The 15,944-nt window shown below is 45.4% G+C and carries 12 protein-coding genes; all 12 read right to left on the bottom strand.

Features of this window, described 5'->3' with window-relative positions:
- Positions 1 to 116 precede the first annotated feature (116 nt).
- Positions 117 to 788, bottom strand: a complete 672-nt coding sequence (locus tag CLOSYM_RS17345; RefSeq protein ID WP_021643116.1) for a SipW-dependent-type signal peptide-containing protein — start codon at positions 786 to 788, stop codon at positions 117 to 119.
- A complete protein-coding gene (locus CLOSYM_RS17340) occupies positions 772 to 1,296 on the bottom strand; it encodes a signal peptidase I (protein WP_021643115.1) in 525 nt (174 codons plus the stop codon). Before CLOSYM_RS17340 ends, CLOSYM_RS17345 begins: the two co-directional genes overlap by 17 nt.
- A gap of 36 nt (positions 1,297 to 1,332) precedes the next feature.
- Positions 1,333 to 6,522: a DUF7601 domain-containing protein gene (locus CLOSYM_RS23510; RefSeq protein ID WP_021643114.1), complete on the bottom strand. Its 5,190-nt coding sequence runs from the start codon at positions 6,520 to 6,522 to the stop codon at positions 1,333 to 1,335.
- Between the two features lie 3 nt (positions 6,523 to 6,525).
- Entirely contained in the window at positions 6,526 to 6,741 is a 216-nt protein-coding gene (locus tag CLOSYM_RS17330; protein ID WP_003499953.1) for a hypothetical protein, read from the bottom strand.
- A gap of 148 nt (positions 6,742 to 6,889) precedes the next feature.
- Positions 6,890 to 7,360: a hypothetical protein gene (locus CLOSYM_RS17325; RefSeq protein WP_242828695.1), complete on the bottom strand. Its 471-nt coding sequence runs from the start codon at positions 7,358 to 7,360 to the stop codon at positions 6,890 to 6,892.
- A gap of 216 nt (positions 7,361 to 7,576) precedes the next feature.
- A complete protein-coding gene (locus CLOSYM_RS17320; protein ID WP_021643111.1) occupies positions 7,577 to 8,752 on the bottom strand; it encodes an AfsR/SARP family transcriptional regulator in 1,176 nt (391 codons plus the stop codon).
- 613 nt (positions 8,753 to 9,365) lie between these two features.
- Complete coding sequence (locus CLOSYM_RS17315) at positions 9,366 to 10,205, bottom strand: tyrosine-type recombinase/integrase (RefSeq protein WP_021643109.1); 840 nt, start codon at positions 10,203 to 10,205, stop codon at positions 9,366 to 9,368.
- A gap of 348 nt (positions 10,206 to 10,553) precedes the next feature.
- A complete protein-coding gene (locus tag CLOSYM_RS17310) occupies positions 10,554 to 11,240 on the bottom strand; it encodes a hypothetical protein (protein WP_044902723.1) in 687 nt (228 codons plus the stop codon).
- 69 nt (positions 11,241 to 11,309) lie between these two features.
- A complete protein-coding gene (gene pdxR, locus CLOSYM_RS17305; protein WP_021643106.1) occupies positions 11,310 to 12,671 on the bottom strand; it encodes a MocR-like pyridoxine biosynthesis transcription factor PdxR in 1,362 nt (453 codons plus the stop codon).
- Positions 12,668 to 14,341 (bottom strand): DNA repair protein RecN, encoded by a 1,674-nt coding sequence (gene recN / locus CLOSYM_RS17300; protein ID WP_021643105.1) that lies wholly within the window; start codon positions 14,339 to 14,341, stop codon positions 12,668 to 12,670. Before recN ends, pdxR begins: the two co-directional genes overlap by 4 nt.
- Before the next feature lie 11 nt (positions 14,342 to 14,352).
- Positions 14,353 to 14,802 carry an arginine repressor gene (gene argR, locus CLOSYM_RS17295; RefSeq protein WP_003499940.1) on the bottom strand — a complete coding sequence of 150 codons (450 nt, stop codon included), beginning with the start codon at positions 14,800 to 14,802 and terminating at the stop codon, positions 14,353 to 14,355.
- 256 nt (positions 14,803 to 15,058) lie between these two features.
- Complete coding sequence (locus CLOSYM_RS17290; RefSeq protein WP_003509437.1) at positions 15,059 to 15,907, bottom strand: NAD(+)/NADH kinase; 849 nt, start codon at positions 15,905 to 15,907, stop codon at positions 15,059 to 15,061.
- Positions 15,908 to 15,944: the final 37 nt, after the last annotated feature.

Raw genomic sequence — 15,944 nt, 5'->3', positions numbered from 1 at the left:
TCCGTTTTTTCATAGATTACTTGACACTACCTAATTTTCTATTTTTTTATATTATAAAATCATTATTACTTCCTTTTTCAGATACCCGGGCATTCCCGGAATAACCGTTTCCATTCTTACAGGCCGTTTACAATTTGGAATGCCTGGTATGCCGCATCTGCGCCTGCCGCACCGTCTACATCGATTCCTTCGACCTGTACGGCTTCAGATACAATCGGTATAGTCAGCATGTCGAATGTAATGCCGTCCGGCAATTCTACCTTCCCGTCTCTCATCAGGCCGGGATAGGTAACTGAAGTCAGAAACTCCACATAATCCCCCTGATTCAGCGTTTCCGACAGATACCAGTATCCGTCGTCTTTGCGGGTCCATACTGCAGACGTATCTTCCGTGTCTGATGCACGTGTTATTAAAACAGACATTTCGTTGATTGTATTCCATGCTGCAATATTCACACCGCTCTCATTGCCAGGATATATAATCCAGGCGCTTCCGTCCTGCTCCTGCCCTTCGCTGTCCGTGTACTTGTATGTCACGGTTGGGATATCCGCCCTGATTCTGACATAACATTCCGATTTTCCGGCTGCTCTCACTCCGATGTCATTCTTTGTAAGCCCATCTACCTTCTCATTAATATCGATTTGGATTTTACCGGTTGTGATACTGTTAACCGCCGCCTCAATATCGGTAAAGAATGCAATGGTTGTGCCGATTGTAAGGATTGCGATTAGCAGCAATGCCAAACCGAAATGCATCGGTCTTTTCAACCACTTAACTTTGTTTTTCACTTGACTGCTCCTCCTCCTTTTCCGGCTTTAGAAGCTCCGGTATGATCTGCAGCAGGATAAATACAATGATATATGCGCCTATACAGAAAATTCCTTTCATTGTCCGCATATAGAGCGGAATATATCCAACCATTGGCACCGACATACCGGCTTTTCCGATTACATTTTCAAATGGAACCGGGGCTAAATCTTCTACCTCATTGGCATCGCCTTTTGTCTTAAATTCCCGTGTCTCTTCGTTTACCTCGATTACACGGTGGGTGGCTATCGCATTATCACCCTTCCGGAAGGTGATAGGGTCACCGACCGCTATCTCCTCCGGGGTGAAATGCTTATCTACGATTACCACGCTTCCCACATGGTAATATGGCTCCATGCTGCCGCTCATGACAGCATAGATATCATTGCCCATTACCTTCGGTACTATCATGACTGCACCGATGGCAATCACGATAAGTACCATTATTACTGATATAAAATTACATATTTTTGTTACTGCCTTTACCATGATCCCTACTCGCCTTTCTATTTTTATTTGCCGCGACTAGTTCTCATTGCTGTCGTCTTCCTCCGCTTTACTGCTTCCTGTGAAAAGAACTGCAAGCGGAAGGGCTTCACGTTTCGGAATGCTGTTGTTTTCTGTCGGGAATCCATCCTCGTCTACCGTATTTACTTTAACCTTCACATCTGTAAAATAACCTTCACCGCTCTTATAGTTGTGGAATTCCACCTTGGCGTCAGCACCAGGCTCAGTCCCAGGTACTACAGAGGCTTCCTTGGTATCATCAACTGCTGTATACTGCAAATACGGTATCTCTTCAATCACGTAGCTGCCCACCGGCACCTTAATGTCTTTTGATGCGGCTGAACTGTTCGCATTTACTGTCACCGACGCATAGAAGGTTTCTTTTGTATCAGTATTTGTTACCTTAAAGGTAAATGTAAGGTCGTGATCTGCACTTACTAATGAATCAGCCTCTGAATCTGCAACTATCATCTTACTGATTCTCAGTATTCCAGACTTCACTGTGACTAAATTCGTAAATGTAACTGCCTGGTTCTTATTAATCTCCTCGGCAAAATCATATGTCATTGTGGCATTGGCACTACTCGCCAACTGTGTCTTTACGTTGTCCTTATCAACACGTTCCACAACAGCTCCGGTACATTTAACTTCATACTGAGCCGGAATGGTGTTTCCTCCGGTTTCTGTTATCTGGTAAGATGCACCATTCGGTATTTTAGAAAATACGATTTGGTCACCAGGCGCCAGTTCAAAAGTCTTATTACCTTCTGATAACCTTCCACTCTCTTCTCCACCGGTAGCTTTCCTTGTAATCATGTATGGAACCAAAAGTATTTCTTTATTCTTATCTGTGAAAACTGTCTCGAACTCAAACTTTCCTGTTATATCCGCAGAGCTCTCGGCTAATTTCTTTTCAATTGTAAGTGTCCTGTTTACGTATGAATTGTAACATTTCACTTCTAATTCTGCCTTTTCCGACAGGGTAAACTCTGGTGATTCTTTATTTGAGTCGCTGGTTTTTCCCTTAGCTCCCACTTTCCATAATGTTTCATCCGAATTGATATCTCCTTCAGCCGTCTCGATAAACTTAAAGATATCATTAGCGTATTTAGGATGAATATTTAATTTTACGGAACCAGCTCCTTTTATTATGATTCTGTTATCCTGCTCTGCAGAACCTCCAGTGAAATCCTGGAATTCCTCCCAGCCCTCTTCTGTTTTTCTCATCAATTCAAATTCATATGTCTGGTTCTCTGCCGGCAAGTCGCTGCCTTCGGGTACTTTTGTTAAAGTTAAAACCCTGATATCTCCCATTTTGTTTCTGTAAACAATCTTTTTACTCTCATTGTACCTGATTGTCTGTTCCGCAATTTCACCGTTCGTGTTGCTGCCCGGCTTGCCGTCAATTGTTACGGAGATGTTTACAATTGCAGAATCAGCGCTGTCGCTTTCAGCCTCTCTCAAAACATAGGAGTAACCCTCGGGAACACCTGTCACCGTCAATGTCTCATCTTTTTTCAAGGTAAACCGAAATGCCATTTCCCCTGTATCCCACTCAATTTTACCTTGATGCTCGATGCTGCCCGGCAAATTATCTTTTACATTCCTGCCTTCCGTATCTTTTAATGTCAGATAAAATACGTAATCCGGATTACCTTCCGGTACCTCTCCGGTCACTTTCTTTGTCACGGTAAAGCCACCTGTTTTCAGCTCAACAGTATTTGTAAATGTAAGATTGACCTGAGAGCTGCCCTGTTCTTTGACTGGGAACCCCCCCTCTGCTTTTTTCTCTCCCGGGTTGATGCTTACACTGCCATCATCACCAGATGAACTGATTGCCACAGAATAATCATAGGCTGTATCACTGATTCCCGTTTCCTCCACCTGATATTTGCTAGCGTCATCTAAACCGGAAATTGTACACATCTCATTGTCTTTCAATGCAATATCACTAATTTCATAATTATTGCTGTTTATGGTGACATTCCTTTGGCCAGCTGGCGTACTTATCTTTATTCTTTTTCCATCGGAATCTTTAATAGTAACTTTAAAGTTTGCAGCCAGGTTTTCCGGTAAAGAATTGCCTGTCATTTTTTTTGTAATCTGCAGACTATTAGCGGCGTACTCATTTGTACAAACAATTTGTTTTCCGCTGTTTGGCTCTACTTTGACTACATACCAGTCACTCTCAATATTTCCGTCACCGCTCCAGGAAGCTGTAGAACCATCATTCGGGTTAACCTCCCTGATTCTATACCATTTTGTAGATGTAGTCGTAATACTTCTATCATATGTCCCTGCCTTGATACTGATCTTTTTAACCGGTGTCCAGTCCTCTCCGTTCTCTGACTCCTGAACTTCAAATGTGTAATTCTTAGATGCCGCCTCTTCCTGTGAAATTCCTTTCACTGCTTTGGCAATCTGAAGTGTCCCCTCAGGAGGAACCGGTAGCCCTATTTCAATGTAGCAGTTTGACTCTGTTGGATTTCTCTCCATATAGAAGAATTCAAGTGTATAAAACTGTCCTTTTTCGATACCCTCTATATTATAAATGTTATCTCGAAGAATTGTACCTGAGCCTCCTATTTGAACGTTATTCCCCTTCTCATTTAATTCATATTTATTAACATTGCCTGAAACGCTTGTAGCTCCGGATTTAAAATCAATCGTTCCTGTAGAGGAAACATGCATACCACCTAAATCCAAAACCAGTCTGGAGACACCTTCCGAATCTTTTAAATATACCCATACATCGTCGTCTCCTCTAAATTCGAATGTCAGCGGTACACGACCATTTTCGTCAAAGCAACCGTTTGATGGCAAAAAGAATGGAATGCTCATGTGCATACCGAACGAATATTTTTTCGCCGTATCACTTGGATAAGATTCTGTATTGAACGGCCAGAAGCCATTACTACTTCCACTGGTCTTCTTCAATTTCAAGGTGTTCTTCTCTGAACTGTCTCTTCTGACCGGTGTTTTGCTTGCATCAAACACATACTTTGTATAACCACCAGAAACACTCTTTGAAGAAAATCCTGGAAAACTAACATTCGGATACCAGCGAATTCCTTCATTAAATGCATCTTCGTGCAGCTTATATACCTCATATTCATCCCTGATATAAGATTCATCGACAGGGAACATCGTTGTGTGAGGGCCGAAATACTTTTTGACCTGTGCTCTGTGCGACTCGTCCTCATAGGTACTGACAGCCAGCTTCTGTACAAGATTATTAAACTGCCATGCCTGCCCACTTCTTAAGAGGTTACTGCGTGATCCGTCGGCATATAATGAAAACGACTGTTTTAACTCGTTTTCTGAGATTCCATCAGCTCTATAATTACTCAGAATAGCTCCATTAAAGCCTACGTCATCATTATTTTTACTTATATTATTTCCATATTTCATGTCATAATAATCGTATAAATCGACTACCGGCATAAAGCTTCCTGCGGCCATAGTCTGCAAATCACCCAGGGACATTATCATCATCCCTGCCGATGCATCCGCCTGTTTCGCGCTGCTCCGTGCCATTCTTAGCAATGCTCTTTTCTTATTCTTTACAAGCACTACCGGATAAACTTCGGTCGGAATATCTACGCCATTTGTATCTGAAGAATAAACTTCCACATCGTCGTTGTACTGTTCTTCGTCAGCCTCCTCTTCCTCAGCGTCATCCCCGTACATCATCTCAAATTCTTCTTCCGGGCTCTTCGGGGCATCATCATCGTCATCGTCGTAAGAATCCTGCGGTACGAATGCCATCACCCGATCCACACGGTGTGAAGAAATCGAAACCTGCACGTCTCCACCGCTTCCTGATGAACCGCTGTCGGTGGAACTGCTTCCTTCCGAACCGCTGTCGGTGGCGTCGCTTCCTGCCAAACCGCTGTCGGTCGAACTGCTTCCTGCCGAACCGCTGTCGGTGGAGCCGCTTCCTTCCGAGCCGCTGTCGGAGGAACTGTCACCTGTGGTTACGTTTCCTGCAGATCCATTATCTGTGGTTCCGCTTCCGCTCTCCGAAGAATTTCCACTGTCTGTATTTCCATTATCAGAAGAACCGTTATCTTCCGCTCTTCCGCCGTTGCCGCCCTGATTTTCCTGACCGCCGGTCTGGCTCTCATTGCCCTGTCCTTCTTGATTCTGGCTGCCGCCGGATCCATTTTCATCCTGTCCGTCTTCCGGCTTTGTCTGAGTTTCTCCCTCTGTCGGAGCGCTGTCTCCGCCGCCGTTATTTTCTGTTTCACTGTCATTGCCTTCCCCGGTTCCAGTCTGTCCCTCATCACCTGTGGAAGGAGTGGAATCTCCTGTTGTATCGCCGGAATCCTCTTCCGGTCCCTGATTTCCGTCTTCTATCGTTGTGTCATTATCTCCATTGTCCTCTGTGATACCGCTTCCGGAGCCGCTTTCACTGCCGCCTGAACTTCCGCCGGGTCCTGCCGTATCTCCGCCTTCAATTGCTTCGCCGCCGGCCGGTATCTCAGGAATAATTGGCGGTAACTCTTCCTTCTCTTTCTCACCCTCTGACAAAAGTACACTCTTACTTTCAACGAGAACCAACGCGCTCTTCTTTCCGTCGATATCAAGCTGGAATGTTAAATCAGCTTCGGAACGGTTAATAAACAGAAAAATAATTTTTTCGTCGCCCTTCATCTGGTAATTCTGTGTATCAACGATGATGTCGCTGGCCGAAGCTTTTCTTAAGTTGCTGTCAGATGCTTTTAATGCGCTGCTTCCGCTGGCCGCTTCTGCTGCCTGGCCGTTCAGTTTAACAAATACCTGAAGCTCCGCATCCTTGTGCATCGCGTCAGACGCGCTGGCCTTATTTATATAAGGTACATTTTTCAACATATAGATACTGCCGGTACTCTGATCAAATATATCTGAATATGCATCAGAGTCTACCAATTTGACCTTCTCTTCTCCGTCTGAACTCTCAGCCAGTTCCAGCTCCTGAAATCCTAACTGTGCATTATAGAGTTTACCTGAACGGATGGCTGCTTCCGCCTCAGCCTTCAAAGTTGCTCCATCCAGTTCAATCAGAATGTCTCTGTCCTCAGCGGTAGAATCTAAATCCGCAAAAGCGACTCCTTGAAATGATGTCAAAATCATACAAACTGTCAGAAACATCGCAAGGCTTCTTTTAAATTTTTTCTTCATCCATTTCATGCTCTTCACCTCAACCTGTTTGTTCTCTATCCCCAACGACTAATCTTCTTCCGTTTCCGTCTTTGTCTGCATCTTCTCTTCTTCCGAATTCAATGCACCGTCTATCATCTTTATCAGTTCCAGTGCGCTGCGGAAATATTGTTTCTTTTTTTCATCCGCCCAGACAACTTCACCCTGCCAGGTGGCATTTTCCCGGAACATTACATTGACAATGAATGTGCCTTTTATTTTTCTTTTTTCATGCTGTGCACCCATAAATATGCTGTTCCTCCTCATCCCGGCATTTGTCACTGTTTTGATAGCTCTATTCATTCATATCTGTACTTTACCAAATCATGGATCTTAGAAACTCTCACAAAAAGTGTTTTTTTTGTTATTACGTGTTAATTTATGAGATTTTGTATTATCCATGTGCCAGTGTCGTCTCCGCATTCCCGATTTCAAAGGTACTGTCAATTAACTTCAGCAGTTCCAGAACACTTCTGAAACTTATTTTCAGGTTTCCCTCCAACCACAGCATCTCCCCCTGCCAAGTGGCATTCTGCCGGTACTTGACATAGATGACAAAGGTTCCCTTCTCTCCATGTTTGTTTTCAATCCTCCGGACATTATATTCTGCATCTCTTCTTCCCTGACGCAGGCCGGCATCTCCCCGCTTATTATTAAAGCTTCGCAGTATGGTAGATTTTTGCGGAAAATCCCATTCATCGTATAAAGCTTCCATATTTCGCAGTAATTCTGTCATATTTCGGAAGCTTCTCGGTTTATCATCATATTGGTGCCAGAATTTTCCTATATAGTCGCCATTCTCTACCGTATCAATACAGACACAGATTAGATTCGACGCAAAAATTTTATTTATATTCTCTTTCATGTCATAAATCACCTCATAGGCAAATTTTAACAAATGGGATCTCATACGAACCTTCACAGAAAGAAAGAATTTTGTTTTTTGACATGATTTCGTAAGAAAAAAACAGATATGACGCTATAACTGGTATGCTCACGCATAACCATACGCCATATCTGTATTAATTGAAGAAGGTATTACAACCGGTGCGCGAAGCGTACCTGTTAATGTCAGTTCTGCCTAAGCCGGCAGTTCCGCCAATGAAATAACATTATATTTAAGTTCCGCTCTCGGACCGGACAGCTTTTTCATATTCCGGCTGATCCTGCGGTAGATGATCTGACAATCCTCCTGTTTCGTGCCAACCAGCAGGATCAGGTACTGGGAATTGTTGTATTTCGTAAAAGCGTCTCCCTGGCGGAGACTGACACGAATCGCATCGCAGAGTGCCTCGGAGCGCGCTTTTAATTTTTCCTGATTCTGAATCATCTTTCCTTCATAATCCACCACCGTACAGAGCATCAGATAAATAGAACGGCCGGTACGCTCCATATTGCGTCTCAGCAGGCAGTAGGCATCGATAAAGCTGGGGTAAGAGCAATGATACGCCCCTTCACCAGTTGTTTTTTTAGCGTTTTCTGCTAAGTGATTCTTAATTTCAGACAGGTCACCGGGACAGTATTCCATCTTACTGCTCATTTGGGCGTAACACTTCATCATTTTATCGGAAGGCGGCAGTCCCATTTCCTCAGAATAGAAGCGCGCCGTCTTATCATATAAAACAAAAGCCTCCCTGTACTCACCTTTGCAGAGCAGGGCATCGATCTGGTATACCTGCCACTCATCAAAAGGGTAGATCTCTGCGGCCCTGGAATATATCTGATACATGGTATTGTAATCCTTTTGACGTTTCAAATATTCTCCCAGCCATTCCGTACATCTTTCGAACATATTCTTAAACTGTAAACTCTCCGTTGTAACCCAGATTTCCGTCGAAATAGCGGGAAGCAGTTCTCCCTTATATAATTCAAAAGCGGTTTTATAAACCTGGAATCTTGCCTCTTCGTCTGCTTCCATATCGGCTTTTTCTATCAGAGAACGAAATTCCAGCGCATCCACCCGGACCGGCAGTTTCGGATCCATAACATAATATCCGCCGTCCCGTATGATATAATCAATTTCCGGAAGTCCGAGACGATGCATATGTTTACGCATCTGGTATATCAGATTATAGAAGCTGTTATTCAGATTGAACTGGCTTTCCCTGTCATAAAGAGCCTGTATCAGCCGATCCTTGGGTATCCCCTTCCCGCCCTGCATCCAGACAAGCTGCAAAAGCTGAATAAACTTTGCCGTGTTGTTTCTTCCCAGAACATAGTCTTTTCCTTTATAAGAAAGAGAAAACCCTCCTAACATATGTATCTCCAAAACACCGTTACCAGAATTTATCACTTTTTTTCATCTCCCCCGTTTATTACGTACTGCTTTGGCAGGTAATTCTGCATTTTACACCACTGATACCATGAATACTTCTCCCTGAGGAGACTGTGCAGCCAAAATCTGTCCAGACAGTTATAAACATAAATACAAAAATGCTGAATATTTCGTTTCTGCTAATCAGTAATACAACATAATACTGATTATGTGGTATTATTTCCTACAATAAGCTTATATCCCAATTTCAATATAATCTTATTATAATTTTCCTATTTGGTCTATGGTTATTATATCAATAAAGGACTCTAAATTCAATGTTTTAATATATTGTACAATACTATTTGTCAAAATCAAGAGATTTCCTCCATTGAAATATGAAATCGTACCTAATTTAAAATTTTAAGATTATCTTTAATGGGAAAAGTGCGTCTATATGATGGTAAATTTTTCCATATAAGAGTAAAAAGAATGGCATCTCTATCTGTATCTTCACTTCTATTCTGCTCCACCCACCTCAGATTAGCGGAGTGTTTCCCCTTATAACTTCAATCGAACATGCAAGAATACCACATAATCAGTATTATGTGGTACATCATAATAACAAATTCATTCTCTCTATCTGTTTCCTGTGTTCACCTCCCGAAGAGATTATATAGATTCTTGTCGTATTGATATTGCTGTGTCCTAACAAATCCGCCAGTTTTGCTATATCCTTTTCCATCTGATAAAAGGAACAGGCAAAGAGGTGCCGGAGATTATGAGGAAATACTTTTTTCTCTTTTATCCCTGCTTTGCGGCATATTTTTTTCATTTCTTTCCAGATGTTGCTGCGATCAATCGGATTTCCCTGTTTTGTCCTGAACACCGGGCCGCTGCGGATCTTCTCTTTCTTTATATAATGCATTAACTTCATCGTAAGTTTTTTCGGCATAAGGACCTGCCGGCTTTTTCCTTTACAATCAACCTGCACTCCCCCATCCTTCACGGCCTGTACCGTGATACTGGGCAGTTCGCTGATTCGGATCCCCGTACTTCCGATTGTCTGGATAATCAGGCATATCCTTTCTTTTCCCTCTCTTTTGGCCGTTCGGATCAGTTCAAAATATTCCTGTCTGCTCAGTTCTCTTTCCTCCGGACAATAAACCTGGCGCTGTTTTTTAAGCTGCTTTACCCGGAATTCCTGCCATCCGGCAAAAACCATAAAATGATTAATGGATGCAAGAATTGAATTAACGCTGTTGAGGGCGTAATTTTCGACCAGATATTCTTTAAAATTTATCACTCGTTCTTTTGTCACCTCTCCACCATTGATAAAATCGATAAATTTTCTGAGATCCCGACGGTATTTTTCTATTGTATGTCTGCTTTTTTCATCCTGCTCCAAATGTTCACAAAATAAATTTTCCATTTTGGCGGTTATAACGTTAGCCATAGTAGTCCTCCTTTAATATAATTATCGAAACTGTTCAGCCCCATTAACCGTGCTTCACAATTTCCATCTATCTTATCATTAATTGAAGTATATATTAAGAGATTACGCTTACAATTAACCGGTACTTTTTTCCATATTTCTTCCCTTGAACGGACCCTCAGGCGCAGAGATTTGCAGCTCAGCTTCCGCGGCGCACCAAAAAAACATGGAGAATGAGTGCCTTGCGTTGCCATCCTCCATGTTTTCTCTATACTGTCTATTTTCTCAATATTATTTTGCGAATCCCGCGGGCATGACTCTTGCGAGCGTGAATCTTTCTTAATTTACAGGAAAGTTTTCCAGAACTTCTCAGGCCAGCCAGCACACATCGATATAAATCCGCGACACAGCTCCGCGGTTCTTTCCTATATGAATCACTGTTTGATCCGCTGTGTCGTATTCAAACCGGATCCGGTAACGTTTCTGCACGTTGCAGAGCATACAGCAGTCTTCCAGATAATACCGGCTCCCGTCCTCCTCCACTACTTCGCTAAACTGATAAGCATGTTCCACTTTCCTCCCGGAATCTCCAACCCTGATTTTACTGACCGGCAGGCATATGTCTTTTCCGGTTATCTCCACCCTTTGCAGAAAAGAATTGTCTCCGTTTAAGTAGAACCATGCCCTGAAACCGCCGTAATCAACCGTCAGGTTATTGTCTTCTCTCTCTTCCTTCAGCGGCTCCCCGTATATATTTAAGAAATCTTTGTAGCAGTCAGGAAAAATCTTATCCATTCCGTCGTAGTAAATCTTTGAGCTTCTCAGGCATTCCACGGAATGGCCGGGATAACTGTCGGACAAATTCATGACAAATTCAGCCGGTGACGGATAACCAAGCCATCTGAAGTAAGAAAAAGTATGAAACGACACCTGACAGATAACCGCGGCTGCAATCAGTATTACTGCCACAGTCTTTGCCTTATCCCCAAAAAGGCAGAGGGAAAGGTAAAGTATTAATAAAACAATAAAGAGCCACTGTAAAAATGAGAAAAACATTTCCCTTCTCATCAGTATTTATTTTCAATCTATGCCGCCTTGCTTAAACTCCTCATGAGGTACCTGCGGTTATCCAAAAATACTGTCGTACAGCTCCGTGAGCGCCTCCTCATAATGCTCCGTCCCCACCGTCGCACAGGAAAGAAGAATTCTCGGGTTCATACTCTCCCCCCTTTTTCCCTCCTCCGGAACCACGGCGCGGACAGCGATTCCGGCATGGGCCGCTTTCCTGGCTATCTCTTCCGAAGTAAGCTCCGTCCGGATCTCCGCAAGTACCAGAAATCCAGCCTCCCCCAGATGGGGAACTGCCCTGTCCCCGAATATCCTGCCGATATCCTCACAAAGCTTTTTCGCCTTGGCGGTGTACAGTTTTCTGGCTTTGCGAATCTGACTCTCCAGGTGGCCGTCCCTGATGAACTGGCAGAGTGCAATCTGCTCCGTCTTGGACGATGTCTGGTTATAATAATGGCTCCGCTCCCTGTATACCGGAAGAAGCTCCGGCGGCAGCACCATGAAGCTCATTCGGATGGAGGGAAGCAGAAGTCTTGAAAATGTTCCCAGATACACAACTCCGCGCCCGCCTGCCAGCCCCTGAAGGGATGGAGTCGGCCTGTTATAATACCGGAACTCGCTGTTATAGTCATCCTCTATAATGAGGATGTCTTTTTCAAATGCCTCTTTGAGCAAATCCATCCGCTCCGTAATATGCATCACCTCGCCCCATACCGTCATCTGAGAAGGCGTCAGGTAGCAGATGCTGCCGGAATCCGGTCCTCCCGCTTCCCTGGCGCTGCGCATCCCCCCGGTCCTGAACTCGAAGTCCTCAAAAATCGTACGCCCCTGTCTGAAACCAGGATTGTAAAAATATGCATTCTTCCTGTCCCTCACCATCGGACAGAGGATATGCAGAAGGCTCTGCACACCCGCCCCCACCACAATATGCTCCGGAGTGCAGACCACACCCCTGTGGCGGCCCAGATAACTGCAGATAGCCTCCCGAAGCTCCCTCTCTCCCTGAGGCTCGCCGTAGGATAAAAGGCGCTCATCCTGGCGGAGGGAACTTTTAATATAGCGCCTCCATAGATCGAACTGGAAGCTGTCGCGATCCACGTTGGAGGATGCAAAATCATAACGTATCTTAGGCCCGTCCGTCTCTTTGCCGCCCGGCTTCCACGCTTCCCTTGGGCCGGAATTCAGTATCTCAGTCACATAATAGCCGCTCTGCGGACGGGACAGGATATACCCCTCCGCCGCCAGCAGCATATACGCCGTCTCCACCGTGGTCCTGGAAAGCTGAAGCTGCATTGCACATTTCCTGATGGAGGGCAGCCTTGTCCCCGGCTGCATCTTTCCGGAACAGATTAAATCTTTGTAATAGTTGTAAACCCTCAGGTAAAGATTAAGCCCCGGATCGTTCAAATCTAACTTCATCTTACTGCCAGCCCTTTCTTACCGTCGGCCAGCTCTTTCATCTCCCTCGCGTTCTGCCTTACCGTCTCCGTAATCTCGGCTCCGCCAAGAAGTCTGGCCAGTTCCTCCGTCATCTGCTCCCTGTCAAGCGGGCGGATCGTTGTCGTCGTCCGGCCCTCCTCCACCGATTTTCTTATTTCAAAATGGCTGTCGGCCATGGCGGCTATCTGCGGCAGGTGGGTAATGCAGATAACCTGATGGCTCCGGGCGATTACACGAAGCTTTTCCGAAACCATCTGGGCCGTCCGGCCGCTGATCCCGGTATCAATTTCATCAAAAATCAGGGTGGGAATATCATCTGTCTCGGCCAGCACCGTTTTCACCGCCAGCATGATGCGCGACAGCTCACCGCCGGAGGCAACCATGCCGAGAGGTCTGACCGGCTCTCCCGGATTGGTGGAGATCATAAATTCCGCTTCATCGTAACCGGCCGGAGTAAAATGGCTTAACCGTCTGAATTCCATTGCAAACTTCACATCCAGGAAATTCAGTTCCTTAAGCCCGTCCTCGATCTTGTCCGATAATTCACCGGCAATCTCCTGTCTCAGCTTAGACAGGGCGGCCGACAGTTCTTCCAGCCTGTCTTCCGATGCCTTAAGCTCCTTTTCCGTATGAAGGCGGAGTAAATCATAGTTCTCAAGCTCCTCCAGCTTCTTCTTTTTCTCTTCCAGGCTTTTAAGGACATCCTCAATGGTCTTTCCGTATTTACTTTCCAGGTTTCGAATCAGATCCAGGCGTTCTTCCACCTGATTAAAGGAATCCCCGTCAAACGTCATCTCCTCCAGATGGGCGGAAATCTCCCTTATCAAATCACTCAAAAGGGAATCCACATCATAGAGCTGGTCCCTGATGCTCATCAGCTCCTCGTCGTACTGCATCGCATCGTCCACCGCCCTTAAAGCCCTTGAAATCTCATCCGTGCTGACGGCTTCATGGGCAAGAGCAAGGCTCTCCGTGATCCTCTTGGCATTCGAAAACCGGCGGTAAACCGACTGGCATTCCTCCTCTTCCCCCGGTTTTAAATCCGCATTCTCAATCTCGTCGATCTCAAAACGGCAGAAATCCATCTCCCTAAGCCTCTGCTCCTGGTTCAGATTCAGCGACTCCAGCTTTTTCCTGAGTTCTATGTATGCATGGTACTCTTTTGCAATTTTTTGTTTTAAACCGGCAGTCCGGGTTTTTCCATATTCGTCGAGAATCTCCAGATGTCTGGCATGATATAGCAGAGACTGATGCTCATGCTGCCCGTGGATATCAATCAGAAGTCCGGTAATTTCCCGCAGCCTGGCCGAGGTCACTGTCTCCCCGTTAATCTTGCTGATACTTCTGGCAGGCATGATTTTTTTAGAAATGATAATAAGACTGTCGTCGTCCGGGTGCACATCCAGACCTTCAAGTTCCTTCCGTTTTTTTTCGTCGGTCACGGAAAAGACCAGTTCCACATAGGCGCTGTCACAGCCCTGGCGTATCAGATCCTTCGACGCCTTGGCGCCCAGAGCCACATTAACCGAGCCTATAATAACCGATTTACCGGCTCCCGTCTCGCCGGTCAGTATATTCAGCCCGTCATCGAACTCCACTTCCGCAGAGTCGATGAGGGCCAGATTCTTCACATACAGATGAAACAGCATCCCATCACCCCTTATCCAGCTATGAGCTTCTTGATCTTATCCATCAATACTATCGTGTCATCCACAGTCCGCACAGCGCACATTACCGTGTCGTCTCCTGCGATACAGCCGACGATTTCTCCAAAATGCAGGGAGTCTAGAGCCGCCCCCACCGCCATCGCCATGCCTGACACCGTCTTGATTACCAGTATGTTCTGTGCCATATCCATGGAAAGAAAGCTGTCATGGAGTATTCGGATGTATTTGTCATTGAATGCCGTCTGCGGATGAAACACCGCATACTTCTGGCGCCCGTTCTCCGTCTGGATCTTGGACAGCTTCAATTCCCTGATATCACGGGATACGGTGGCCTGGGTCACGTTATATCCCTCTTTGTTCAGATATTCCGCCAGCTCTTCCTGCGTTTCAATTTCATATTTCCCAATCAACTCTACAATCTTGCTATGACGTTCCAATTTCATTAAACTATCCTCCGCTCTGATACATCATTCTGTCTGAAACACCTTGATACCAGCTGCCTCCGGATATCCGGCGCATTCTGATAATTACTCTGTCTGATAACTGCCGCGTTACAGTTCAGCCTTCGGCCAAACTGCACAAATGATGCACAGAAACGGCAAAAAACGCCGTTTCGCGCCGCTTAACTCGGGATTTTCGCCAAAAGCAGCGAAAACACCTCGCGGAATTCATCATGGCTGAACTGTTACCCTGCCGCCCCTATATATGCTTCATCTTTTTCCTGATATTCTCAAGAAATGAAACCTGGCTGAGCTGCACCAGCGTCGTTGTGATTTCTGATCGCTCCACCTCAATCCGGTCCCCTCTTCTAAGCTTTACAACCGTATCGCCGTCAAAGCTTAAAAACTGTTCGCGATCCTCTCCCCCTGTTACCTTCAGCATAATCCTGTTTTCGGAAGAGAGAACGATACTCCTGGAGTTCAGCGTATGGGGACAGATAGGGGTCATGATGATCAAATCGGATTCCGGCGCCGCAATCGGGCCTCCCGCCGACAGATTATAAGCCGTCGAACCGGTCGGTGTAGCCATAATCATTCCATCAGCCGTATATTCATTAAAAAATTCCCCATTGACATACAGATCGTATTTCAGTGTATGAAGCCCCATTCTTCCTAATATAATATCGTTCAGGGCAATATCCTCGGCTACGGTTCTGCCGTCTGAAATCACACGTCCCTGCAGCATCATTCTGTGCTCCAGCCTGTAGCGGTCGGCCAGCAGATCGTCCATGGCAGTCAGGATATCCCTCTCGCAGCAAATCTGTGTCAGATAACCGAGATGGCCCATATTTACACCGAACAGCGGCAGATTTCTACCGGCCAGATCCCTCGATGCCTGGATCAGCGTTCCGTCCCCGCCCAGAACAATCACGCATTCCGTCTCCTGGGGAACCTTCCGGCCGTCCGTATAGCGGTACTCGGAGGTGTCCGGCGGTTCCTGATCCCACAGGCATTCGCATCCCTGCCGGGACAGGTATTCCGCAATCATCTCCGCACCCTTTTCCGCATTTTCCTTCTCTTTATTCACAATCAGATAAAAATGTTTCATTCTGCGCTCTCCCGGCATCATGCCATCTTACCGGACT

Origin of the sequence: [Clostridium] symbiosum ATCC 14940 (genome assembly GCF_000466485.1) — a bacterium.
In the GTDB taxonomy this organism is placed as follows: Bacteria; Bacillota; Clostridia; order Lachnospirales; family Lachnospiraceae; genus Otoolea; species Otoolea symbiosa.
The sequence above is the reverse complement of the archived record's forward strand: the minus strand, read 5'-3'. Positions and strand labels throughout refer to the sequence as shown.